Raw genomic sequence first — 22,489 nt, forward strand, 5'->3', positions numbered from 1 at the left:
ATCCTTAGCAACGGGAATTACAGGAGATATACCGGAAACATGATCGATCTCAAGGGCAAAGTCGCCGTCGTCTTCGGCCTCGCCAACAAGCGCAGCATCGCCTGGGCCATCGCCCAAAAGCTCTCGGAAGCCGGTGCAACCCTCGCCATCTGTTATCAGAACGAACGCCTTCAGCGCGACGCCGACGAGCTTGCCGCCGAGCTTCCCTCCGCCAAGACCTTCAAATGCGATGTCTCCATCGACGCCGATATCGACGCCGTCTTCTCCCAGCTCGCCTCCGCCTACGGTAAGCTCGATATCCTCGTCCACTCCATCGGCTTCGCCCCGAATATCAAAAACACCGTCCTCGAGACCGCCCGCGAGGACTTCCGCGTCGCCCACGACGTCAGCGCCTACTCGCTCATCGCGCTCGCTCGTGCCGCCGCTCCTCTCATGGCCGAAGGCGGTTCCATCCTCACCCTCACCTACTACGGCTCCGAGAAGGTCTTCCCCAACTACAACGTCATGGGCGTCGCCAAAGCTGCGCTCGAGGCCGCCGTCCGCTATCTCGCCGCCGACCTGGGCAGTAAAAAGATCCGCGTCAACGCCATCTCCGCCGGCCCCATCAAAACTCTCGCCGCTCGAGGCATCAGCGACTTCACCAAAATCCTCAACGCAGTCGAGGAGCGCGCTCCGCTCCACCGCAACGTCGAAACCGCCGAGGTGGGCAACACTGCGCTCTTCCTCGCAAGCGATCTCTCCAGCGGAATCACCGGCGAGATTACCTTCGTAGACTGCGGCTACAACGTAACCGGACTTTAATATCTCTTCGCGATCTTCCCTGCTGACAGGAGAGTCGGCAGGGTCTTACCATGGCTTCCTTCGCAAAACAGACAGCGCTTTTGACAGGAAGGAACCACCATGAAGATCTCGGAACTTCTGCTTCAGGACTTTGACGTCGAAATCTCCAACACCCGCCGCACTCTCGAGCGCGTGCCCGAGGGCAAAAACGACTGGAAGTGTCACGGCAAGTCCATGGAGCTCGGCAAGCTGGCCATGCACTGCGCCACGCTTCCCCTCTTCGGCTCCTACATCATCCTCGACGACGGCATGGATATGGCCGCTCCGAAACGGCCGAAGACGCCGCTTGAATTCACATCGCGCGATACCTGTCTTCAACAGTTCGACGAGAGCGCCAAAGCCTGTCGGGATGCCATCGCCGCCTCCTCCGACGAAGCTCTCGCAGCTCCCTGGAAGTTCAGTTACGGCGAACACATCATCTCGCATGGCCCTCGCTCATTGGCGTTCCGCCAGATGTGCTTCAACCATCTGGTTCATCACACGGCTCAACTGGGCGTCTACCTGCGACTCAACGATATTCCTGTACCCGCGCTGTATGGTCCGTCCGCGGACGAGCAGTGGTCACCGAAATAAACTCAGGGACGGCGATAGACCACGCCGTCCTTCATCACAAACTGCACTCTGTTTAGCGCGCCTATATCTTCAAGCGGATTCCCCTGCACCGCAACGATATCGGCGAAGTAGTCTTGCTTAAGCTCACCGATCTTCCCTGACCATCCAAGAAGCTTCGCGCCGTTCAGCAGATCTGCTCGCAGCACCTCCACAGGCTTCATACCGAACTGGACCATCAGTTCCATCTCCCTAGCCTGCGTCCCATGCGGAAACGGTCCAACATCGCTGCCTACGGCGAAAGGAACTCCCGCAGCCATCTGTTTTTTGAACTCCGCCGCATGCAGGGCCTGCTCCGCCTTCAGCCTTTCGGCGCGCTCTGGAGTCGCCGCATGGTCGGCAAAGTACTCCCCTATCGCGAATGTCGGCACGGCGTAAATCTCCTTCTCATGCATCGCCTTCATGGTGGCATCGCTCAACACATAGGCATGGTCCACTGAGCTCACTCCCGCGGACACGGCAAATCCGGCCCCGGGCTCTCCCGTCGCATGCACCGCAATGCCTCGTCCCGAGTTTCTATCCCCGCCCGTACGCTCCGCCTCCGCAACCGCTGCCCTGAGCTGCTCCGTCGTGTATTGATAGGGTGTTCGAAACTGCCCGTCTTCCATCGAATCCTTGCCCGTCTCATAGATCTTCGTGAAGTCAGCGCCGCCTTTTCGCTGCTCCCGAATCACGCGCACCAGCTCTTCGGCGGAGTTCGCATAGTCTGCATTGGAAAGAACCTTCTGCGCAGGGTTATAGCCAATCGCATCCTCGTGCCCGCCAAGAAGATCCACGGCATTGCAGCTCACACGCATTCTCGGCCCATGAATCAAGCCTTTGTTGATCGCATCGCGAACCGCGACGTCGGCGCAGCCCGCGCCTTCGGTTCCCATATCGCGCTCGGCGGTAAAGCCGGCAAAAAGATCCTGCTTTGCAGCATCGGCAGCAATCAGCGTCCGCTCCGGAACGCTCTCCTCTACCGTCTGCAGATCTTCCGCGCCAGGGTGCAGGAAAAGGTGAACATGCGCATCAATCAACCCCGGCATCAGGGTCCTATCGCCAAGGTCAATCACCTCAGCTCCCGCAGGGCGCGTTACGGTGCTGCCCAGGGCAAGTATTCTGTTGCCCTCGACCAGAACCTCGCCTGGGCTAATGATCTTTCCGCCCACAACGTCAAGCAGACGTGCCGCATGCAGAACCACCGGATGCCTGCCCTCCGACGGTTGCTGGGCATAACTGTAGAGAGACGCCAGAAGAAAGCCGCACACAAACTTCTTCATAATGGGAGCAGCATACAGCAGGCTCCCATATCTCCGAACAGTTTCAGCCAGCCTTCTCGGTCAGCTCCGCCCACCGCGCGTACAGGACATCGGATTCAGCCTGCGCCGCCTCCATCTCTGCGAGGGCGTCGGTCAGCTTCGCCGCGTCAATCGCGACCTCAGGATCACCCACGCGATCCCGGGCTGCATCCAGCCGGGCATCCGCTACCTCCACACGCTCCTCAATCGTCGCAAACTCACGGGCCTCAAGATACGAGAGCTTCTTCTTCGTGGAACCGGCTACCGTCTCTACAGGCAAGGCAGGCTTTTCCGTTGCATCCTGCGCCTCTCGTTCCGGCCTCTGGTCATTCTGCTGACTTAGAAACCATTGCTCCCACTGCGGATAATCCGCGAAGACTGCCGTGTTCCCCTTTCCATCCAGACCCAGCACTGTGGTCGAAACCCGGTCGAGCATGTAGCGGTCATGCGTCACCAGAACCAGCGCGCCCTTGTACTCCAGCAGGCTCTCCTCCAGAACCTCCAGCGTCGCAATATCCAGATCGTTCGTCGGCTCGTCGAGCAGCAGAAGATCCGCAGGCTCGAGCATCAGCCTCGCAATCAGCACCCGGGCCCGTTCGCCTCCGCTCAAACGCTCCACCGGCTGACTTAGCTGATCGCCGCTAAACAGGAACTTCTGCGCATAGCTCGCCACATGAACCACCCGTCCTTGGTAAACGACCGAGTCTGAATCCGGCGCAAGCGCGCGTCTCAGAGTCACACCTTCAGGCAACTCACGCATCTGGCTGAAGTAGACGATCCGCAACGAGCCTGCCTTCGTAACTTCACCAGCAGAGGCAGCAAGCTCGCCCGTAAGCAGCCGCAGAATCGTCGTCTTGCCGCTCCCGTTCGGCCCAACCAGCCCCACGCGCGTCCCGTTGGCGATCAGAAAATTGAGATGTTCCACAATCGTCCTGCCGCCCAATTCAATCGCTATATCATTCAGCTCTACTAGCCGTTTCGTCTGCCGATCCGTCCCGGCAAAGCCGATCGCCGCCGTGCTGCTCTGCCCTCGCGAAGAGACTTCCTTCAGCTGGTCAATCAGCTGATTCGCCGTATCGATGCGGGCCTTCGCCTTCGTGGCCCGAGCCTTGGGACCGCGGCGAAGCCATTCGACCTCCGTTCGCACGCGATTGCGCAACGACTCTTCCAGGCGCGACTGCGACTCAAGATAAGCCTGCCTCGTTTCGATAAACTTCGAGTAGCTCCCCTGAACCCTCAGCACGCCATCCGCGTAAACACGGTTCAGCTCGACGATCTCCGTAGCAACATTTTCGAGAAAATAGCGGTCATGCGTGACCACCACCGAAGCGAAGTCCCCCTCGTTCAGCAACTCCTCGAGCCAGGCAATTCCGGCAAGATCAAGGTGATTGGTAGGCTCATCCAGCAGCAGCACATCCGGCGCCGCCACAATCGCTTCCGCCACAGCCAGACGTTTCCGCCAGCCTCCGCTCAACGTTGCGGCTTCCACCGTTACGTCACTCAGGCCGATCCGTCCGCTGGTCTCGCGAAGCTTTCCCTCTCGCTCCGCCTCGGCGACATTTCCCCGCACCAGCGCCGCTTCAAGAATCTCGCGAATCGTCTTGCCCGGAGCGAACGTCGACTCCTGGTGGATATACCCGATCCGCGCCCGCTTGCGAATCGCGACATCGCCGGCATCTCCATCCTCTTCTCCGGCAAGAATCTTCAGCAGGGTACTCTTCCCTGCTCCATTTGGCCCAATCAGTCCAATGCGGTCTCCATCGGAGACGGTGAAGGCAATATCACGAAACAGCGGCGTCGCACCAAAACTCTTCGACAGCCCTTGCGCGTTCAAAATCGGTGGCATGATTCAGTTTAACCGCGCAGCCGCTTCAGCGCCGCTCAGTCGAGGTCGAAATCGCGCAGGGGCCTCTCGCCCATAGGAGTCTCTTTCGCCTTCTTGACCGCCTCGGCAAACTTCTTTGCCAGCACATCTTCTTTATTCTTCTGCGCCTCGACCGACTGCTGAAAGATCGTATCGCGCCTGGCATCGGCCTCTCGCAACGCCTTGGCCGCTTCGCCAAAATCTTCAAACATCTTCTTCTTCGGCGCGGATTTGTGCGCGATGATCGCGCGGCTGACCGGATCGACTTTCAGCATCGCCCCGCAATCGGGACACATCACTTCGAATGGCTGATCACTCAGGCCCATAGCAAACTCCTCGTGCGCCATTCTATGCTCCGGTCAAGGGAATCGAAAACCGCAGCAGCCTGAGGGAAAGTGGTTGGTTCAGAAAGGAATGGATTTACAGGCGCACGATCACATGGCCCGGACACTGGTTGTTTGCCACCTGCACCAGGCGATCAATCAGGCCATCGCCATAGCGCGCAAGAAACCAGACACCCGCCAGAAGACGTTCCTGCGGATGTCCATCCGGAAAGATATTCAACGTGATCGCCGCCGCGTGTTTGCTCAGCGACGCCTCTTTCTGAAGCTCGTAGGTTGCTGCCATGCGCCGCAGACGATCCATCTGGTAGCGCATCTTCGAGCTGGAAGTTTCAGCTGTTGTGCCAAGCGAGCCATCGATACCCCGCAAATACTCCGTCAAGGCATCCAGTTCCGTCTCCAGCGCATTTCCTGCCGCAGCGAGCTTGCGCTTCAGCGGAATCGGCATGGCTCGCGCTCCAAGACGCTGCGCAAGTTCTGCCGCGGTCGTCATCGCGTCGGGAACCTGCACCTCATCCTTCTCCATCACCGTCGCGATCGCCGGTTCGATCAGGGTTGCGCTCAACCGAGGCAGAACCGGCGTAACCCGGCCCAGAATCTCCTGGTAAAGCACCGCACTCTGCGCGAAATACGCAATCTCCGCTGGGCCGCCGACATAAGCAGCCGTCGGAAGCACCGTATCCTGAAACACGGGCCGCAGAAGCGCATTCGGGCTCAAACGCTCCGGGCTCCGATCAAGAATCTTAAGCAGGTCGCTCGTGGAGTAGATATGAGATCCAGCCCTCCACTGCGCCTCGGAATCGCCAACGTCCTTCACGCGGCGCAGGGCCACCCGCTCGCGCGTCTTCTCGTCCATCAGAAACAGCAGCGAAGAGGATTCAGAGACCATCACCTGCGCGTGATAACCGTGCTTCGTCAATTCTTCCGTACGATTCAGCAGAGCCTGCTGCAACGCCTCGGCATTCTCAATCGCGCGGCGCAACGTGGAAGCGCCCATCGCATGAAACTCACGGCTCGCCGCATCGACGACAATCAATCCCTGCGCTGCAAAGATCCGAGCGATAAGCCGCCCAAAAGCGCTGGCCAGCGTCGCCCCGCTCGAAAGATACGACTCCCGAATCCACTCCGTGACCGGAGCGAACTCAAGCAGTTCGGTGGTGCGCTCTATCGCCTGTTCCAGCAAAGGAGCGGTCTCAGAATTCAATTCCACGCCGCCAACCGGAACCGGCAACGAAACCCGCAGCCCGGCCTTCAGCACCTCGACTTCAGTCTTGGTCAGAAGCGCAGCTTGATCGACCTCGGCCAGATCATGGTCTTCCGTCGCCATCCAGAAGATCGGCACGTGCTCGACGCCGGTAATGCGCGTCGCCTCCCGGGCCCGGGAAACCGCCGTCGCAGCCTTCAGAAGCGTAAGCAACGGGCCGCCGAAAAGAACGACCTGCTGTCCCGTAACCACCGCACGCGCTCCAGCGCGAAGCTTTTCAATATTGGCAAAGGTCTCCGCACCGGCATCGAAGATCCGGTTCTGACGAAGCAGCTCATCCGCCAGCGGGTTCAAATCGACCGCGGGAAGCTCCGTCCTCATCCACCCGCCTGCAAACGGCCCTCCCGAATCGCCAGAGCCGTACCATGAGCAGACCGGCGACCCCGGGTTGTCTCCCATTCCCAGATAATCGCGGTAGATCTGCGATATATGGGGCAACACCGTAATCGGGTAACACTCAACGTTCATTGCGGCCCTTCATCCTCGAGTCTTTTTTTTAAAACCGCAGACTCGATCCGAATCCGCGAAACACCTTCTTTGGAATTACTTTGCTTGATGTCCTTTATCAGATGCAACTCGGAAACCTAATGGTCTCTTTTTATTGCATTTGGTTGGATGCCGATCCCGGATCTCCCGATGCAGGATGATACCGTAGCGATATGCCTGCCAGACAAAAGAACACAAAGAAAGTGGCAAATGCCGGGACCAACGCCTCCCGGCCGCGAAAAGGAGCGGGTCCTTCAAAGTCAGCCGCAGCCAAGGCAAAGCCCACTCCCCGCCGGACTGAAGCAAAGACACGCGTGCTCTCCTCCAAGGTTGTCTTTAAGGGCAAAGTCTTTTCTGTCTATCGGGATGAAGTCATTGAACCGACCGGCGTCGACAATATTCGCGAAGTCATCCGCCACAACGGCTCGGTCGTGGTCCTGGCTGTCGACGAATCAAAAAAATCATCGGATCCCGACATCATCCTGGAGAGACAGTACCGCCACGCCGCTAAACAATTCCTCCTCGAGCTTCCCGCCGGCCGTGTCGAGCCTGGCGAAACCACGCTGGCCGCAGCCAAACGAGAGATGATTGAAGAGACTGGGTATCGGGCGAAACGTTGGACGCTTCTGACCAAATACTTCGCCAGCCCCGGTTTTCTCGGCGAGTGGATGCAGATCTATCTCGCGAGAGACATCCGGGAAGGCAAGGCACAGCCCGAAGCCGACGAGCAGATCGACGTCATTCGGATGCCCCTCTCCGAAGCACTCGCTCTTGCATCGGCCAACAAGATTCATGACGGTAAAACATTGATCGGGCTCATGCTTTACGATCGCTTGCGCCGCGAAAAACGTTTCTGATTCAGACAACACAACAGAATCGTTACTCGTGAATCATCAGCAGTTGCACGTGCTCTCACCCTTTTACAGAAAACCCGGTTCCTGCCTTTTGCGTCTCAGTTATTGAACCGATGTGTCCGCGCCAACCGGGCACATCGGTTCGAATTAACTGCAAGGAGCAAGGGTCTTGGCACAGTACAAAGGCACCGTAAAGTGGTTCAACAATGCAAAGGGATACGGCTTCCTCGGTCGGGATGGCGGAGCCGATGTCTTCGTTCACTACACCTCGATCCAGCGTGATGGCTATAAGAGCCTCAAAGAGGGAGACGAAGTCGAGTTCGACATTATTCAAGGGGCAAAGGGTCCGCAGGCTGATCAGGTCCTTCGCCTCAAGGAACTCGCGAGTTGACACAACATACAGGTAAGTAAAAGTTCGTGCCTGCTCGCCGTACTCCCCGGTAAGGTTTAGGCGAGAGAAAACACTTCGTGATCCCAAGAAGGATCAGTATGCTGCATACTGACTCAGGAGTCCGGCGCGCCAGTCGGCTCCGGGTCAAATCTTCATGGACAATATTTCGATTGCACGTGTGCTCGATGAGACGGCATCTCTTCTAGAGATCGATGCTGCCGATCCATTTCGCATTCGTTCCTACCGCCGCGCCGCCGAAGCCGTCGAGCAGCAAACCACGCAGCTCGCAACCCTCGCCGAAGATCCAAAACAGCTGTTGGCGATTGCCGGCATCGGCAAAGGCATGGCTTCTAACATCGTCGACATCCTCAGCACCGGCTCCACGCCCCTGCGCGACGAGCTGCTGAAAAAATATCGTCCCTCTATGCTCGAGCTCCTACGGCTCCCCGGCATGGGCCCAAAGACCGTCGCCCTCATCTGGTCTTCGCTTAACGTCTGCGACATAGACGCCCTCGAAGAGGCCGCCAAGGTAGGACACCTCAACAAGCTCCCCCGCATGGGCGAAAAGTTCACGGTCAAGCTCCTCAAGGGAATTGAGGACTACCGCAAAAACTCCAGCCGCTTCCGCATCGACCAGGCCCGCGAGCACGCCGAACGGATCTCCGAGCTCATACGGCAATTCCCAGGCATCGAGGAGATCACCCCCGCAGGCTCACTGCGTCGCGGACGCGAGACCGTAGGCGATCTCGACCTCCTCGTCACTGGCCCCGCCTGCGAGCCTGACGTCGTCGCTGCCGCAGTCGAACACGTCGCCACTCTTCCCCTCATCGACAAGCTCATCGCCCGCGGGCAAAACAAGGTCAGCTTCAACCTTCGGAATCATCTGCAGGTCGACGTCCGCCTTCTTCCCCGCGCCAGCTATGGGGCAGCCCTGCAATACTTCACCGGCTCCAAGATGCACAACGTTGCCCTGCGCCAGCGAGCAATCAAACGCGGCATGACTCTCAACGAGTACGCCCTTGTGCGTGTGGAAGATAATTCCATCGTCGCTGCAGCCACCGAGGAGCTCATCTACCGCGCCCTCGAGCTCGACTACATCCCACCTGAGCTTCGTGAAAACTCCGGAGAGCTCGAAGCCGCCGCTACCAAAGCTCTACCCGAGCTCATCACCCTCACCGATATTCGCGGCGATCTCCACATGCACACCGTCGAAACCGACGGCGGCAACACCATTCGCGAGATGGCTGAAGCCGCTCTGGCCCGAGGCCTCAAATACATCGCCATCACCGATCACTCCAAAAACCTCGCCATGACCAACGGCATGGACGACCGCCGCGCCGTCGCCCACGTTCAGCGCATCCGCGAGATCGACGCCGAGATGCGTGGAAGCATCCGCGTCCTCGCCGGCATCGAGGTCGATATCCTAGCGGAAGGCGAGCTTGATCTCGCCGACGAGACCCTCGCCCAGATGGACATCGTCGTCGCCAGCGTCCATAGCCGCTTCGACCAACCCATCGAGCAGATGACCGAGCGCATCCTCCGCGCCCTCGAAAACCCCTACGTCCGCATCCTCGGCCACCCTACTGGTCGCAAGGTCCTCAAGCGCGATCCCTACGCTCTCCATATCGAGACTGTCCTCAAACGCGCCTCTCAGCTTGGCGTCGCCGTCGAACACAACGCCAACCCTGCACGCGCTGACCTCAACGACCTCCATCTCCGCCTGGCCAAACAACACGGCTGCAGGATCGTCGCCAATACCGACGCCCACTCCATCGCCGAGCTTGACCAAATCCGCTATGGAATCACGCAGCTTCGCCGCGCCTGGCTCACCGCAGCCGACGTCCTCAACACGCAGCCCACGGCCGAAGCCCTTCTAGCCGCCCTGCGTCCCGCCCCTTAAATCATCCCCACACCGCATAACTCCTCACTACACTTCGCCATTCCGAGCGAAGCAGCGCAGCCACCACAAAAACGTCATTCCGAGCGAAAGCGCAGCGGAGTCGAAGCCTGCCCTGAGCGAAGTCGAACGGGAATCCATGTATTTCGCTCATGCCGCTACAAATACCCGAGGCATCATCCACGGCCTTTGCTTCTAGGTACCCCAAGGCTTCAGCCTTGGGACTCTAACCCGCCATAAAACATAGGGGGCTTCAGCCCCTGGGGCATGCCTTCGGAGTTTTTTGAAGATATGCCATCGTGAGCGAGTCCCGAAGGGGGCCTAAACCATCCGTACGCTAATCGTCCCCACTTCCACCACCCCCCAACCAAAAGCGGTATCCTTGGATCGTGGCGCAATCCGCAACAACCTCGGCGACGATCTCCACCCGGAAAGCGGTGGCAGAACCTGGCCTCCTCGCCGACTACGCCACCCTCTTCAAGCTCCGCGTCTCGGTCATGGTCGTCATCACCGCCGGCGCAGGTTTCTATCTCGGCTCCCTCGCCAGTGGAATCAGTCCCTTCCACGCCGGGCTCATCCAGGCATTGGCTGGAATCGCCATCGTCACCTGCGGCTCCAGCGCCCTCAACCAGGCCCTCGAGCGCCGCACCGACGCCCTCATGCGCCGCACCGCGAACCGTCCCATGGCCGCCGGAAGAATCTCCCTCGCCCACGGACTCCTTCTCGGCTTCTTCGCCATCTTCTTCGGCTCGCTCTATCTCGCACACGTCACCAACCTCCTCACCGGCACCCTCACTCTCATCACCGCCGTCGGCTACGTGGGAATCTACACTCCCCTAAAGCGCATTACCGTCGTCAATACCTTCATCGGAGCCTTTCCCGGCGCGCTTCCCCCGCTCATCGGCTGGACCGCCGCGCGCGGCGTCATCGAGTGGCCCGCCGTCGCCCTCTTCGCCATCCTCTTCGTCTGGCAGTTCCCTCACTTCATGGCCATAGGCTGGATGCATCGCGACGACTACGCCTCCGCTGGAATCCGCCTCACCCCCACCCAGCCCGATGAAGTCTTCGCCGCCCGCTCGACCGTAATCCAGTCCCTCTTCTACGCCGTCCTCATGGTCCCCGTAAGCATGTGGCCCACATGGCTCGGAGTCACCGGACACATCTATGAGGTCATCGCCGCCGTCCTCTCGCTGGCCTACCTCTGGTACACCATCCGCTTTGCGCGCATCACCCGCAACCCCACGGCGCCGGAATCTCGCATCTACGCGCGCGACCTCCTCAAGGCCTCTGTCATCTATCTCCCCCTTCTCATGGCCGCATTGATGCTCGACGCGAAAGGACGCCTGCTCTTCTGATGAACGTACGCACGACCCCATCTTCTCCCAGCCTTCGCACCCCACCCTCCGTCATCGTCACCATCATCGCGGTTAGCGCCGCCGCTAGCGCCTTCATCTGCTGGCTGGTCTACTTCCACGCCCCCACCGACGTCGCCGGAACCCAGCTCCGCTCCCTACCCCTCGTCAACGCCATCCTCAATGCTCTCTCGACCCTCGCCTTGCTTGCGGGTTATCGCTTCATCCGCGCCCGTCAGATTCCCCAGCATCGCGCGGCCATGTTTACCGCCTTTATCTTCTCGTCCATCTTTCTCGTCTCCTACCTCGTCAACTTCACCCTCCACGGCGAAACCCACTTCAACCGCCTCAGCGCCTGGTGGCCCTTCTACTGGAAGCTCCTTGCCTCGCACATCCTGCTGTCGATCATCGCTTTGCCCATGATCCTCATCACCTTCTTCCTCTCCCTCACCGGACGCTTCCCGGCGCACAAGAAGCTTGCGCGTTATACCTGGCCCATCTGGCTCTACGTCTCTATCACCGGAGTCATCGTCTACTGGATGCAATCAGCGATCCACTAACCCGCAAGTCCCAAACAAGTCCCAGGTACGTCCAGCCTCATGCAACCTGATACCCGCAAACTTCTTCGCTCCGGCCTCTGGATCTTCGGAACAGGCGTCGCCGCCGTGCTGGCAGTCCAGATCTTCTTCGGCGGCATCGGCCATCAGGGCCCGCACACCAACTCCGGCTGGCTCGCCCTCATGGTCGCCATGGGCTGCCTCCCGACCGGCGCCCTCACCCTCATCCTCGCCCTCACCAAGCTCTACGGCGACCGCCGCCGCTAAGGCAGTACCTTCTCCTTAGGCGCATCACCGTGCCTCAACCAGGAAATGCGAAAGGCCGCCGCCATGATCGGCAATGCGGCCTCGCGCAAAAGAAGGGTCTCGCTTCAGTACTGCGGACTTAGTTTCCCTTCATCTGCATCTGAAGCACCTTGTAGGCGTTCTCGACCCCGAGTCGCCTGACAACCGTCAGGCCATTGCTGCCAAGTAAAAACGTGGTGCCCGTGTAATTGTTATCCACCCGATGCTTCACGTCCGGGACAGTAGTCAGGTGAGAAGGATCAGAAGTGGAGAGATCGATCACCTGATAGTTACGCGCAACCGCAGGAATGTATTTGCGCTCTTGGCTTGTGGCAAGAAGACCGCTCTCTCCCAGCTTCTCAGCCGATCCAAGATCTGTCTTCATCGGAATCATCCGAAGCACAGGCCTCTCGGCCTTGCGCAGGTCGAGTACAGCGTCCTGCTGACTATCGCGAAATGACACCAACGCATGACGCCCGAGAGGACGAACGAAATCGAACGTGCCTTTTGCCTCCAGCGTGTGGCTCGCTACCAGCTTGATGCTGGCCGGATCCGTAACATCGAAGATGGACAGGCGAGTGCCATCGTGTTGCGCGATGTAAAGATACGTGCTCCCTGCATTGTCTGAGTGAAGATAGAGTGAGTTGCCCGGCGCCTGCGCATGCTGCGGAAGATCGCGAGGCTCCATAACCACCAGATCCCTGGACTTCGAATAGATCTCTGCTTCTGCCGAAGCTGCAGGTAGGATCGCCGCTGAGACAACCAAGCCAAACGAGAGTGTGGATTTGATGATCTTGTTCATCGTGTTTCTCCTTCTTTCGCCATCAGTCTTGCCCCAAAAAGGCAGTGTTGTCCAACGAAGTAAAAATGCGGGCGAATCCGCGAGGAACTCTTATCATCGATCTAGGAAGCTATGCGTATGTGGCATAAGCATTTGCGAATACCGTCCTCAAATCCTCCCCACATCAGCGATTGCTTCCTCCATCTGCTATCCTCAACCTTCAAGAAACCGAACAATACCGGAGTATCCGCATGGCAAAAGGCGTTAATAAAGTTTTTCTTCTCGGCAACGTAGGCAAAGACCCTGAGATCCGCGCAACCGCGGGTGGAACCACCGTCGCGAGTTTTTCCCTCGCCACCGCCGACCGCGCCAAGGACCAGCAAGGCAACTGGCAGGACAAGACCGAATGGCACAATCTCGTAGCCTTCAATCGCACCGCCGAAATCGTCCGCGATTACGTCAAAAAAGGTACCCAGATCTTCGTTGAGGGCAAGATTCAGACCCGCTCCTGGGACGACAAGGAGTCCGGACAGAAGAAATACCGCACCGAAATCCTCGTCAATGAGCTGAGCCTCCTCGGTGGTGGCCCGGGACGCAGCGAAGGCGCCGGCTCCAGCGGCGGCTACTCCCGCTCCAACACCAGCAGCTTCGACCAGCGCACCCCCGCAGCCCAACCCGACTACGCGGACCAGGGCATCACCGACGACGATATCCCCTTCTAAATCATCTCCATCAGACACGGGTTGCGGCATGGAAAGCCCAACCGCAATCCGTCTCCCCCCCACACACACGTCATTCCGAGCGAAGCGGCGCAGCCGCGAAGTCGAGGAATCCCTGTATTTCGCCCGGCCCGCCACAAATCCCGCAGGCATAATCCCACACAAAACCCTCCCATCCGTATCCTTACCTCGGTGAGCCGCGTAAAGATCAATATGGATGATTCCGGCTTCGACTCCCGCGGCCCCTTCGGCTCCTTCGACGCGCGTTACATCGCCTTCCTCGAGACCATCCCCCACCTGCGGCCTCGGCTGCATCGCTACTGCTCTCGCATGACAGGCTCCGTCATGGACGGCGAAGACATCGTTCAGGAGACCCTCTTCCAGGCCTACCGCAAGCTCGATACCTTCGACGACACCCGCGATCTCACCCCCTGGCTCTTCCGCATCGCACACAATCGGTGCATCGATCTCCTGCGTCGGCGCAAGGTTCGCCAACAGGCGGAATCCGCCTCCGCGCAGACGGACGTCTATCTTCCCCCCGATCCCATCAGCCCCATTCCTCCTCAATCGGTCGAATACCTCGTGCTCGCACTCGCCCCCAAAGAACGAGCCTGCGTCCTGCTGAAAGACGTCTTCGACTACTCCCTCGAAGAGATTGCCGGGCTCATCGGCTCCACCGTAGGAGCGGTCAAAGCCGCCCTCAGTCGCGGTCGCTCAAAGCTGGCGGCGCTGCCTCGTCAACCGGTTGCGCCGCGCGCGCACAACCCTGAAACCTCCCGCCTGCTCCATCTCTACGCCGAGCGATTCAATCGACGCGACTGGAAGGGAATCCAGGATCTCGCCACCACCGATGCCCGTCTCCGCGTCGCCGACCGGTACACCGGCTCTCTTGCCGAGGCTCCCTACTTCAGCCGCTACGAACGCATGACGACTCCGTGGCGAATGGCGTCTGGCACCGTCGATGGACAGCCCGCCGTCATTGCGCTTCGTCAACACGACGGTCAGTGGCAGGCGCACTCGTTCATCCATGTCGAAATGGAAGACGATCGCATCGTGCGCGTCGTCGACTACCTGCACTGCCCCTGGGTCTTCGCCGCCGCAGCCTCCGTGGTCGTCGATTCCTTTTAGCCATCACGCACGCAACGCGCACTCCGGTCATTCTGAGCACCAGCAACCACACAACATCATTTCGAGCACGCCACCGCGCACAACGTCACTCCGAGCACACACGTCATTCCGAGCGAAGCGGCGCAGCCGCGAAGCCGAGGAATCCCTGTATTTCGCCGATGCCGCCACAAATACCGCAGGCACAACCCAACTCTGGGATGGGCAAGCCCAAATCACCTGCATAGAACAAAGCCCCGTATCCTTCTCCGCCCGGCAGCCGTAATAGAGGGCAGAAGTACAAGCTTCGGCGAAGGAGAAACCATGCACACGAAAGACGCCATCCAATTTGCGCTCACCCTTTCCGATAAGGCCGTCATGGGCCCGATCGACAAGATGAGCGACGACCCGACAAGATTCCCAACCTCCAACGGCGGCTGTCACCCCCTCTGGGTTCTGGGACACCTCACCCTCATTGAAAGCACGATTCCAGGAATCCTCTTCGGAGAACCCAATCCCTTGCCTGACTGGCAGAAGCTCTTTGGCGAACACTCGGAGCCGGTGGAGGACACCAGTGCGTATCCATCGTTTGCCGAGATCCAGAAAAAATATCAGCAACTGCGCAAGAGAAACCTCGAAATCCTCGCCTCCCTTACCGAAGCTGATATGGACAAACCCACCGTGGCTCCGCCCCCGGGACGAGAGCAGGAGTACTCCACCTTCGGCCGCAGCTTTCTCACCCTGGCCCTCCACCAGACCCTGCACCGCAGCCACGTAACCGATGCACTCCGCGCCGCCGGCCGCATGGCCCCCGTGCTCCAGGCTGCCAGCTAACGGTTCCTCCGACAGGCATGCGTCTCTTTCGTTCTTTCAGGGCGAAGGGGACGCGCCGGTTCAAGGCCGGAGAGCGCGCATCGCGCCTTAGAATCTATCCAATAAATCAACCAACACGTCACTCAACCAACACGTCATCTCGACCGGAGGCGCGTAGCTTCATCGCGCCGGAGTGGAGAGATCCCTGGATTTAGCCTTTGTTCTTGCCGTTGCCTGTTCTTTCATTTTCAAATCGATAGCCTTTGCCCTGAGCGAAACCGACGGGCACCGCAAATTGCAGAATTTCAAAGCGGCTTTATCCGCTAAGGTGATCCATCCCGACAATGCAAAAGCCCTGTCAAGCCAATCCTCCGCTAAACCACACAAACCAGACAACATCCAGTTGCCGATCAGTTCATCCTTCCCTGTTAAACTGGAAACAGCAAATAAGAAAGGCCCCAGAACATCTGGGGCCTTTCGAATCCAACAAGCACTTATGATTCAATACTTTGCCGAAAAATTATTCATTATCAAGACTTTGCAGTCTTAGTCCGAAGCTAAGTTATTTCCTATGAAGACTTTGCAACAAAACAGGTACCGGGGGTAGTACCCCTAGAAGACAAACCGGATGCTCGTCGAGAACGCATGATTGTAGGTATGGAAGCTGGTCGCCGCGATCTGGAACCCGGCTCCGACCGTGACCCCCAATCGGCTCTTCTCCTCCGATCGGATCGGAAGCTTGCCCACGATGATTCCCGGCGAGAGAAAAGTCTGCGTCTTGCCGTCCCGTGTCCCTCCGAAGTAGCTGGTGGTATTTACCTCCAGCTCTGGAGTGAAATAGCGCCCAATCTTATACTGAGCGACCGAGTTCCACTGGATCGTGCGTCCGCTGGTCGACACCTGTGAAACCGGCAGACCACCGCCCAGCGAGCTGAAGAGCGCCAGCTTGCCGAAGCCTTTGCCGCCCACCACCGTCGGTGTGAACGACGCGCTCGGAGCGCCGTTCTTGTAGCTTCCCGTCGGAATGTGCCACGAGAGTGCACCGCTCAGGATGTAGTTGCCCTGCTTCTCCGGACGTGCAAGGAAGCGATACTTCCCCAGCAGCGTCATATCGCCGAAGCCATCCTGCTGGTCGCCGCCATGCACGATGTACCCGGGAACAAGAATATCGATCTGGGTGTTTGCAAAGGGGATCAGGTTGAAACCCTTGCCGCTCCCAAAATGCCAGTCGCTCTCGCCCGCAGACGTTCGCTGACGTGTGAAGTCGCTGCGAAAGACCTGGGCAAGGATCGGAAAGGGCGAGAACATCGGAACGGCCCACTTCGGCTGAGCAGCCTGTGTTTTAGTCGCACGCGCCTCCCACTTGGAAGCGAAATCGTTGATGAAGCCGTCCTGCCCCTCGGCTGCGGACGTTGCAGCCAACAGGATTAACGGCAATAGAATTCTGCGCAAAAAGAGCTCCTTCTATCCCGTTCTTCCCAAGACGTGCAACACCGGAATCGTTGTCTTCCGGCTTATGTTTCCTTCAATCTTATCGCACCGGCGAATCCACTGCAGTTGCCGGGGCAACCGGCTACACTGTCTCCATGCTCGATGAAGTGACCTTTCGCCGTGAATCCGACCAGGCCCTTGAAGCCCTGAAGCAATCCCTCATCCTCGCCGAAGAACAGAGCGACGCCGACGAGATTCCCTTTGAAACCGAGGAGAAGAACGGAGTCCTGAACGTCGTCTTCGAGCACGACAACAGCAAGTTCGTCTTCACCCCGAACACCCCGGTCCGGCAGATCTGGATCTCTGCCCTGACCACCAGCTTCAAGCTCGATTGGTCCGGCGAAACACGCTCCTTCATCCTGCCAAAGACAGGGGAAGACCTCAAGACCCTCACGGAACGTCTGCTGCGCGAGCAACTCGGAGATGCCTCCATCACGCTCCCGTGATCTGCGAACCTCCACAAAAGAGGTATCCTCTGGACGGGTTTTAGGGTAGACAAGTTGGCAGAATATGGGACAATCCCTCTATATTGCCTCTCGATCAGGAAATCCAGGTGACTTCACCAGCACATGACCCCGCATACAGGGCCGTCGAACAGCCGTCTGAGTCCGAGCAGTCGACTCGGCAGACCCTGTCTGTCGCCATCATCACCCTGAACGAAGAAGCCAATCTTGCACGCACGCTTGCCAGCGTGCAGTTCGCAGACGAGGTCATCGTCATCGACTCCGGTTCCACAGATCGCACTCTGGAGATCGCACGCGAGTTCGACGCGAAGGTGATCTTCGAACCCTGGAAAGGCTTCGCAAGCCAGAAGAACTCCGCGATCGAGAAGTGCACCGGAACCTGGATCCTCTCGCTCGACGCAGACGAAGAGTTGACGCTCGAGCTGCAGCAGGAGATTCGCGTGTTGCTCCGGACTAGGCCGCCAGCGGATGCATACATGATCCGCCGCCGCAATCTATTCCTCAACCGATGGATGCGATACGGCGGTTATTATCCCGATCCCAAGCTTCGACTCTTCCGCCGCTACTCCGCCAACTTCGCGCCGGCCGCTCGGTTCACGGAGCGGCCCGTTCACGAGACGATCGCCTTCGACGGCATCCTGGATACTCTAAAGCACGATCTTATCCATCACGCCTACCCCACCATCGAGAGCTACATCGAGCATATGGATCGCTACAGCACCCTCGGCGCCCAGATCATCGTAGATAAAGGCAAGACCAGCCGCTCCGGGTGGAGCTTCTTCTACAACATCTTCATCCTTCCCTTCTTCACCCTGGTCTGGAACTTCATCTTCCGCTTCGGCTTCCTCGACGGCCGCGAAGGCCTCCTGCTGCACCTGTATCACTCCACCTACACCAGCTGGAAGTATGCGAAGGCCTGGCAGACGACCCGCAATCACTGAGCAAAGCCGTGCTACAAAGGACGCATGGGCCTGCGTTCTCTTCTTTGTACCTTTCTCTTCACGATTCCGCTTGCGGCCCAAACCTCCACTCCAACGACCAACCGAAGCGTAGATCTCATTAAGACTGATGACCTGAAGGCGGACATTTACTTCCTCGCCTCCGATGACCTCGCCGGCCGTAACACAGGCAGCCCGGAAGACCACATCGCGACCGACTACATCGCCTCGGAGTTCCTCCGCCTAGGCCTCAAACCCATGGGAGAAAATGGCTCCTTCTTCCAGGTCATGGATATCCTCTCCGGAAGAGAGGATGCACAGCACACCCGCCTCAACGCGACCATCAACGGCAAAGAGCGTCACTACACTCTCAACCAGGACTTCCAGCTCACCCATCAGAGCCTGCGACCAACATCCGTCTGCGGCAATATCGTCTTTGCCGGTTATGGAATCAGCGCTCCCGAGTTCGACTATGACGATCTTGCCGGAATCGATCTGAAAGGCAAGATCGCTCTCGTCTTCACACGCGAACCCCAGTCCGGCGATGCCAGTTCAAAGTTCATGGGAACCTGGGATACGTATCATGGCTTCAACTCGCACAAGGTTGAGGAATTGCGGAAGCGCGGTGCATCGGGAATCCTTATCGTCCAGGATCGAATTCCGCGTGACGTGAAGCCGATTCCTCCAACCTCACCGCGCCCTACGGGAGAACCATCCTATGCGCTGGCCGGTGAGATGTGGGATCTCCCCGTCTTTCTCGTAGAAAGGGATGTCGCCGATCAGCTTCTGGCTCCCTCCGGAAAGACATCCGATGCCCTTCAGGCCGCGCTCGATACTTCGGCCCATCCCAACTCCTTCGACCTTCCAAAGAGCTCAGCCTGTCTCGCCAAGTCCTACACCGATGTCAAGACACACAAAGGCCGCAATGTCATCGGGCTTCTCGAAGGCTCCGATCCAAAGCTCAAGGCCCAGACCGTGATCCTGACAGCTCACCATGACCATATGGGCATCTCCAATGGGCACATCTATCGCGGCGCCGACGATAATGCCTCGGGCGTGGCAGGGCTCCTGGCCGTCGCCCGAGCGATGACTCGATCCAAGGTTCATCCGAAGCGCAGCGTTTTATTCCTCGCGTATGACGGAGAGGAGCGCTTCTTTCTCGGATCGTACTTCTACGTCACTCATCCCGTTGTTCCACTCAGCCAGACTGTGGCCACGTTGAACCTCGACATGATCGGTCGTAATGAGGACGACGCCAACTGGCCAACTCCGTCCGATCGCAACACGAATATGGTCAACGTGCTCGGAACTCGTTACAACCCTGGGCTGCGCCAGCTCATCGACGGCGAAAACCAACAGGAACACCTGAAGCTCGACTATAAGATGGACGTCGTCGATCCAGACTCGCTATGGTCCCGCAGCGATCATTTCTGGTTTGCCACCCTGCACATTCCTCAGGTCGAGTTCCAGACCGGTCTGCACCCCGACTATCACACCGAAAACGACACCTGGGACCGGATCAATTATCCCAAGCTGACGAAAATCGTTCGTCTCGTATACCTTTCCGTTGCGGATCTTGCGAACTCGAGCCAGACCATCCCCTTTCTTGCCGCAGGTCAGCAACTGCATCCTTCCGCCTCAGAGACAAAGCAGACCTCTGCAGGAAGATGAATTCACGGGGAGGATCGCCGGGACGTATACTCACTTCGCATGACCAAGCCTCCCATCCGTGTTCTTGTCGCTAAGCCCGGTCTCGATGGCCACGACCGCGGAGCCAAGGTGATTGCCCGCGCTCTGCGCGATGCCGGCATGGAGGTCATCTACACGGGACTGCGGCAGACGCCGGAGAAGATCGTCTCCGCCGCGATCCAGGAAGATGTGGACTGCATCGGATTATCCATTCTCTCCGGAGCGCACAATGCCATCGTGCCTCGGATTGCGGAGCTGCTTCGCACCGAGCACGCGGAGGACATCCTGCTCGTGCTGGGTGGAACCATTCCTGAAGAGGACTTTCCCCGATTGAAGGAAAGCGGCGTCGCAGCCATCTTCGGGCCAGGAACGCCGCTTGAGAAAACAATTCAATTCATTCGCGAGAACGTAAAGCCGCGCGGCCTGCTTACCAACTGATCGTTTCGCCCATGTGGAAGAAGCCACCTGTAGGACCGTCGGGGCCAAGCGTCGCCAGCTCGACCTCTGTTTTAGCGCCGTCGACGATCTCCATCGGGGCAGCATCGGTTCCCATATCGGTCTTCACCCAGCCGGGATGCGCCGAGTTGACCTTGATCTTGGTTCCCTTCAACTCGTGCGCCAGATGGATTGTGAAGGCGTTCTGCGCGGCCTTCGAGGCATCGTATCCCAACGCTTTCGCCTCATAGATGGGCGAGCCTTCGGTTGCGTGCAATGTCAGCGAACCCAGAATGCTCGACACGTTGACGATGCGTCCGGCATCGCTTTTCTTCAACAACGGCAGAAGCGCATTTGTGACCGCGACTACAGAAAAGAAATTTGTATCGAAGGTCTTGCGGAGCGTCTCATCAGAGACGGTGCTGGTATTGTTGCCGCCGATCGGCTCAAGCATGACACCTGCGTTATTGATCAAAATATCGAGCTTCCCGAACTCCTTTTCGATCCTGGCGGCCGCGGCTTTGATGTCAGCCGCATCTGCAACATCGAACTTCACAGGAATGGCATCGACGCCCTCCTTCTTCAGCTCGGCTGCCGCAGCTTCGCCCTTGGCCAGATCGCGCGCGCCCAGAATTACCGTGATGCCCTGCTTCCCAAGCTGACGTGCCGTTTCTAAACCGATCCCTTTGTTCGCGCCGGAGATCAGCGCAACCTTCTTCGCAGTGCTCATCGTTTTCTACCTCGTCGCCGTGCGTTTCACGCAGCAGCTATTCGCAAAATTTAAAGGGTTAGATGAGCACCGAAGCAAAACGGCTTGCATATTTCTCTGGCAGCGACCGTTTTTTCATCTCCCTGTCAACGACGACATGCACGGTCTCACCTTCGCACAAGAGCACGTCGTCTGTATCTCTTAGCACCCTATATTGAAACTTGATTACGGGGCCGCGTGCAGCCGCCAACCTCGTTTCAATCTTCAACTCGTCGTCATAGCGCGCAGGGCACTTATACCGCGCCGTGACATCGACTACTGCGATGCCGAGGCCGTCCTCCTGCTCCATCGAACGGTAGTTCATGCCCAGACTCCGGATAAAGTCCACGCGTCCGATCTCGAACCAGACGAGATAGTTCGAGTGATAGACCACGCCCATCTGATCCGTCTCTGCATACCGGACCCGGACCCGGGACTCGCTCACGACTGACTTCTTTTCCGTTTCGTTCATCACTCCAGTCTATAGAACTATAGAAAGAACGCCTTCTATTTGCCCCAGACCGGTCTGCGCTTTTCCAGGAACGCGGCAATGCCCTCGCGGAAATCGTGCATCGCCCGCGCCTCGGCATTCGCGGTCATGGCATGACCGATCGCCGCATCGAGCCATGCGTGGTTCTGCATCGCCATCAGGCGTTTGGTTGCAGCCATGGATTGAGGGCTATTGGCCTTCAGTCTTTCAGCCAGAGCTTTGACGCGGTCCGCGAGTTCTTCGGGGTGCACCACCTCGTTGACCAATCCCATCCCCTCAGCCTCTTCCGAAGAGAACAGCCGGCCGCTGAGCAGGAGGTCTCTTGCTCGTTTCTCTCCGATCTGTAGCGTAAGGAAGGCGGAGACGAGAGCGGGAACGAAGCCGATCTTCACCTCCGTGAACCCGAACTTCACTCCCGGGGCGGCAAGGGTGAAATCGCAGATGGTGGCCAGCCCCGTGCCGCCGGCAATGGCCGGCCCCTGCACCAACGCAATCGTCGGTTTAGGCAGTTCGTACAGCATTCGAAACAGGCGAGCAATACGCTCGGCATCGGCTACGTGTTCGGCCTGCGATTTATCCGCGATCGCCTGCAGGTGGCCAAGATCCAATCCGGCACAAAAAGCCTCTCCCGCGCCAGTCAGAACAATCACCCTGCAATGCCCCGTAGCCGCTTTTTCAAAGGCGGCGATCAGCTCATCCTGCATCTCCGGAGTCATCGCGTTGCGGCGCGCCGGACGGTTCAGCATGATCGTCTTTACGCCATTCTCTTCCGTCACCAGAATCGTCTTGTAACTCAT

The 22,489-nt window shown here is 58.5% G+C and carries 25 protein-coding genes; 16 read left to right on the plus strand and 9 right to left on the minus strand.

What is annotated here, in order from left to right:
* The first annotated feature begins 39 nt into the window (after window positions 1-39).
* Entirely contained in the window at window positions 40-801 is a 762-nt protein-coding gene (locus tag AC5S26_RS27245) for an enoyl-ACP reductase FabI (protein ID WP_494188106.1), read from the plus strand.
* A gap of 99 nt (window positions 802-900) precedes the next feature.
* Entirely contained in the window at window positions 901-1,413 is a 513-nt protein-coding gene (locus AC5S26_RS27250; protein WP_494188107.1) for a DinB family protein, read from the plus strand.
* A 2-nt stretch (window positions 1,414-1,415) separates the two neighbouring features.
* On the opposite strand, the gene AC5S26_RS27255 is transcribed toward AC5S26_RS27250, so the two are convergent.
* The 4 genes from AC5S26_RS27255 to bshC form a co-directional block, all read right to left on the minus strand.
* The gene (locus tag AC5S26_RS27255; RefSeq protein ID WP_494188108.1) at window positions 1,416-2,711 is read right to left on the minus strand and encodes a metal-dependent hydrolase family protein; all 1,296 of its coding nucleotides are present in this window, start codon (window positions 2,709-2,711) and stop codon (window positions 1,416-1,418) included.
* A 43-nt stretch (window positions 2,712-2,754) separates the two neighbouring features.
* The gene (locus AC5S26_RS27260) at window positions 2,755-4,575 is read right to left on the minus strand and encodes an ABC-F family ATP-binding cassette domain-containing protein (RefSeq protein WP_494188109.1); all 1,821 of its coding nucleotides are present in this window, start codon (window positions 4,573-4,575) and stop codon (window positions 2,755-2,757) included.
* A gap of 35 nt (window positions 4,576-4,610) precedes the next feature.
* Window positions 4,611-4,940: a hypothetical protein gene (locus AC5S26_RS27265; RefSeq protein WP_494188110.1), complete on the minus strand. Its 330-nt coding sequence runs from the start codon at window positions 4,938-4,940 to the stop codon at window positions 4,611-4,613.
* Window positions 4,941-5,013: 73 nt separating this feature from the next.
* On the minus strand, window positions 5,014-6,666 hold the full coding sequence (bshC, locus tag AC5S26_RS27270) for a bacillithiol biosynthesis cysteine-adding enzyme BshC (protein ID WP_494188111.1): 1,653 nt from the start codon (window positions 6,664-6,666) through the stop codon (window positions 5,014-5,016).
* 191 nt (window positions 6,667-6,857) lie between these two features.
* Between bshC and AC5S26_RS27275 the strand changes: the two genes are divergently transcribed.
* The 6 genes from AC5S26_RS27275 to AC5S26_RS27300 all read left to right on the plus strand — a co-directional run bounded on the left by AC5S26_RS27275 (window position 6,858) and on the right by AC5S26_RS27300 (window position 12,002).
* Window positions 6,858-7,541, plus strand: coding sequence for an NUDIX hydrolase (locus AC5S26_RS27275; protein ID WP_494188112.1), 684 nt, complete (start codon window positions 6,858-6,860; stop codon window positions 7,539-7,541).
* Window positions 7,542-7,707: 166 nt separating this feature from the next.
* Window positions 7,708-7,929: a cold shock domain-containing protein gene (locus tag AC5S26_RS27280; RefSeq protein ID WP_494188113.1), complete on the plus strand. Its 222-nt coding sequence runs from the start codon at window positions 7,708-7,710 to the stop codon at window positions 7,927-7,929.
* A gap of 154 nt (window positions 7,930-8,083) precedes the next feature.
* Complete coding sequence (gene polX / locus AC5S26_RS27285; protein WP_494188114.1) at window positions 8,084-9,829, plus strand: DNA polymerase/3'-5' exonuclease PolX; 1,746 nt, start codon at window positions 8,084-8,086, stop codon at window positions 9,827-9,829.
* Between the two features lie 434 nt (window positions 9,830-10,263).
* Window positions 10,264-11,181, plus strand: a complete 918-nt coding sequence (gene cyoE, locus AC5S26_RS27290; protein ID WP_494188115.1) for a heme o synthase — start codon at window positions 10,264-10,266, stop codon at window positions 11,179-11,181.
* The gene (locus AC5S26_RS27295; protein ID WP_494188116.1) at window positions 11,181-11,738 is read left to right on the plus strand and encodes a DUF420 domain-containing protein; all 558 of its coding nucleotides are present in this window, start codon (window positions 11,181-11,183) and stop codon (window positions 11,736-11,738) included. The genes cyoE and AC5S26_RS27295 overlap by 1 nt, the downstream gene beginning before the upstream one ends.
* 39 nt (window positions 11,739-11,777) lie before the next feature.
* Window positions 11,778-12,002, plus strand: coding sequence for a hypothetical protein (locus AC5S26_RS27300; protein ID WP_494188117.1), 225 nt, complete (start codon window positions 11,778-11,780; stop codon window positions 12,000-12,002).
* A 118-nt stretch (window positions 12,003-12,120) separates the two neighbouring features.
* On the opposite strand, the gene AC5S26_RS27305 is transcribed toward AC5S26_RS27300, so the two are convergent.
* Window positions 12,121-12,822, minus strand: coding sequence for a hypothetical protein (locus AC5S26_RS27305; protein ID WP_494188118.1), 702 nt, complete (start codon window positions 12,820-12,822; stop codon window positions 12,121-12,123).
* A gap of 230 nt (window positions 12,823-13,052) precedes the next feature.
* On the opposite strand from AC5S26_RS27305, the gene AC5S26_RS27310 reads away from it, so the two are divergent.
* The 4 genes from AC5S26_RS27310 to AC5S26_RS27325 all read left to right on the plus strand — a co-directional run bounded on the left by AC5S26_RS27310 (window position 13,053) and on the right by AC5S26_RS27325 (window position 15,987).
* Complete coding sequence (locus tag AC5S26_RS27310; protein ID WP_494188119.1) at window positions 13,053-13,523, plus strand: single-stranded DNA-binding protein; 471 nt, start codon at window positions 13,053-13,055, stop codon at window positions 13,521-13,523.
* Between the two features lie 21 nt (window positions 13,524-13,544).
* A complete protein-coding gene (locus AC5S26_RS27315) occupies window positions 13,545-14,648 on the plus strand; it encodes a sigma-70 family RNA polymerase sigma factor (protein WP_494188120.1) in 1,104 nt (367 codons plus the stop codon).
* Window positions 14,649-14,948: 300 nt separating this feature from the next.
* A complete protein-coding gene (locus tag AC5S26_RS27320) occupies window positions 14,949-15,458 on the plus strand; it encodes a DinB family protein (protein WP_494188121.1) in 510 nt (169 codons plus the stop codon).
* A 172-nt stretch (window positions 15,459-15,630) separates the two neighbouring features.
* Window positions 15,631-15,987, plus strand: coding sequence for a hypothetical protein (locus AC5S26_RS27325; RefSeq protein WP_494188122.1), 357 nt, complete (start codon window positions 15,631-15,633; stop codon window positions 15,985-15,987).
* A gap of 62 nt (window positions 15,988-16,049) precedes the next feature.
* Here AC5S26_RS27325 and AC5S26_RS27330 read toward each other — a convergent pair whose 3' ends face one another.
* The gene (locus tag AC5S26_RS27330; protein ID WP_494188123.1) at window positions 16,050-16,889 is read right to left on the minus strand and encodes a hypothetical protein; all 840 of its coding nucleotides are present in this window, start codon (window positions 16,887-16,889) and stop codon (window positions 16,050-16,052) included.
* A 134-nt stretch (window positions 16,890-17,023) separates the two neighbouring features.
* On the opposite strand from AC5S26_RS27330, the gene cyaY reads away from it, so the two are divergent.
* The 4 genes from cyaY (at window position 17,024) to AC5S26_RS27350 (ending at window position 20,457) form a co-directional block, all read left to right on the plus strand.
* Window positions 17,024-17,374: an iron donor protein CyaY gene (gene cyaY, locus AC5S26_RS27335; protein ID WP_494188158.1), complete on the plus strand. Its 351-nt coding sequence runs from the start codon at window positions 17,024-17,026 to the stop codon at window positions 17,372-17,374.
* A 107-nt stretch (window positions 17,375-17,481) separates the two neighbouring features.
* Complete coding sequence (locus AC5S26_RS27340) at window positions 17,482-18,333, plus strand: glycosyltransferase family 2 protein (protein ID WP_494188124.1); 852 nt, start codon at window positions 17,482-17,484, stop codon at window positions 18,331-18,333.
* 24 nt (window positions 18,334-18,357) lie between these two features.
* Complete coding sequence (locus tag AC5S26_RS27345) at window positions 18,358-20,001, plus strand: M28 family peptidase (RefSeq protein WP_494188125.1); 1,644 nt, start codon at window positions 18,358-18,360, stop codon at window positions 19,999-20,001.
* A gap of 39 nt (window positions 20,002-20,040) precedes the next feature.
* Complete coding sequence (locus tag AC5S26_RS27350) at window positions 20,041-20,457, plus strand: cobalamin B12-binding domain-containing protein (RefSeq protein WP_494188126.1); 417 nt, start codon at window positions 20,041-20,043, stop codon at window positions 20,455-20,457.
* Here the strand turns inward: AC5S26_RS27350 and AC5S26_RS27355 are convergent.
* The 3 genes from AC5S26_RS27355 to AC5S26_RS27365 are packed head-to-tail and all read right to left on the minus strand — an operon-like array spanning window position 20,447 to window position 22,489.
* On the minus strand, window positions 20,447-21,184 hold the full coding sequence (locus AC5S26_RS27355) for an SDR family oxidoreductase (protein ID WP_494188127.1): 738 nt from the start codon (window positions 21,182-21,184) through the stop codon (window positions 20,447-20,449). The genes AC5S26_RS27350 and AC5S26_RS27355 overlap by 11 nt on opposite strands.
* Before the next feature lie 58 nt (window positions 21,185-21,242).
* Window positions 21,243-21,674: an acyl-CoA thioesterase gene (locus tag AC5S26_RS27360; RefSeq protein WP_494188128.1), complete on the minus strand. Its 432-nt coding sequence runs from the start codon at window positions 21,672-21,674 to the stop codon at window positions 21,243-21,245.
* 35 nt (window positions 21,675-21,709) lie between these two features.
* Window positions 21,710-22,489 carry an enoyl-CoA hydratase/isomerase family protein gene (locus tag AC5S26_RS27365; RefSeq protein WP_494188129.1) on the minus strand — a complete coding sequence of 260 codons (780 nt, stop codon included), beginning with the start codon at window positions 22,487-22,489 and terminating at the stop codon, window positions 21,710-21,712.

It is taken from the genome of Edaphobacter sp. FHG110511_03, assembly GCF_059115365.1.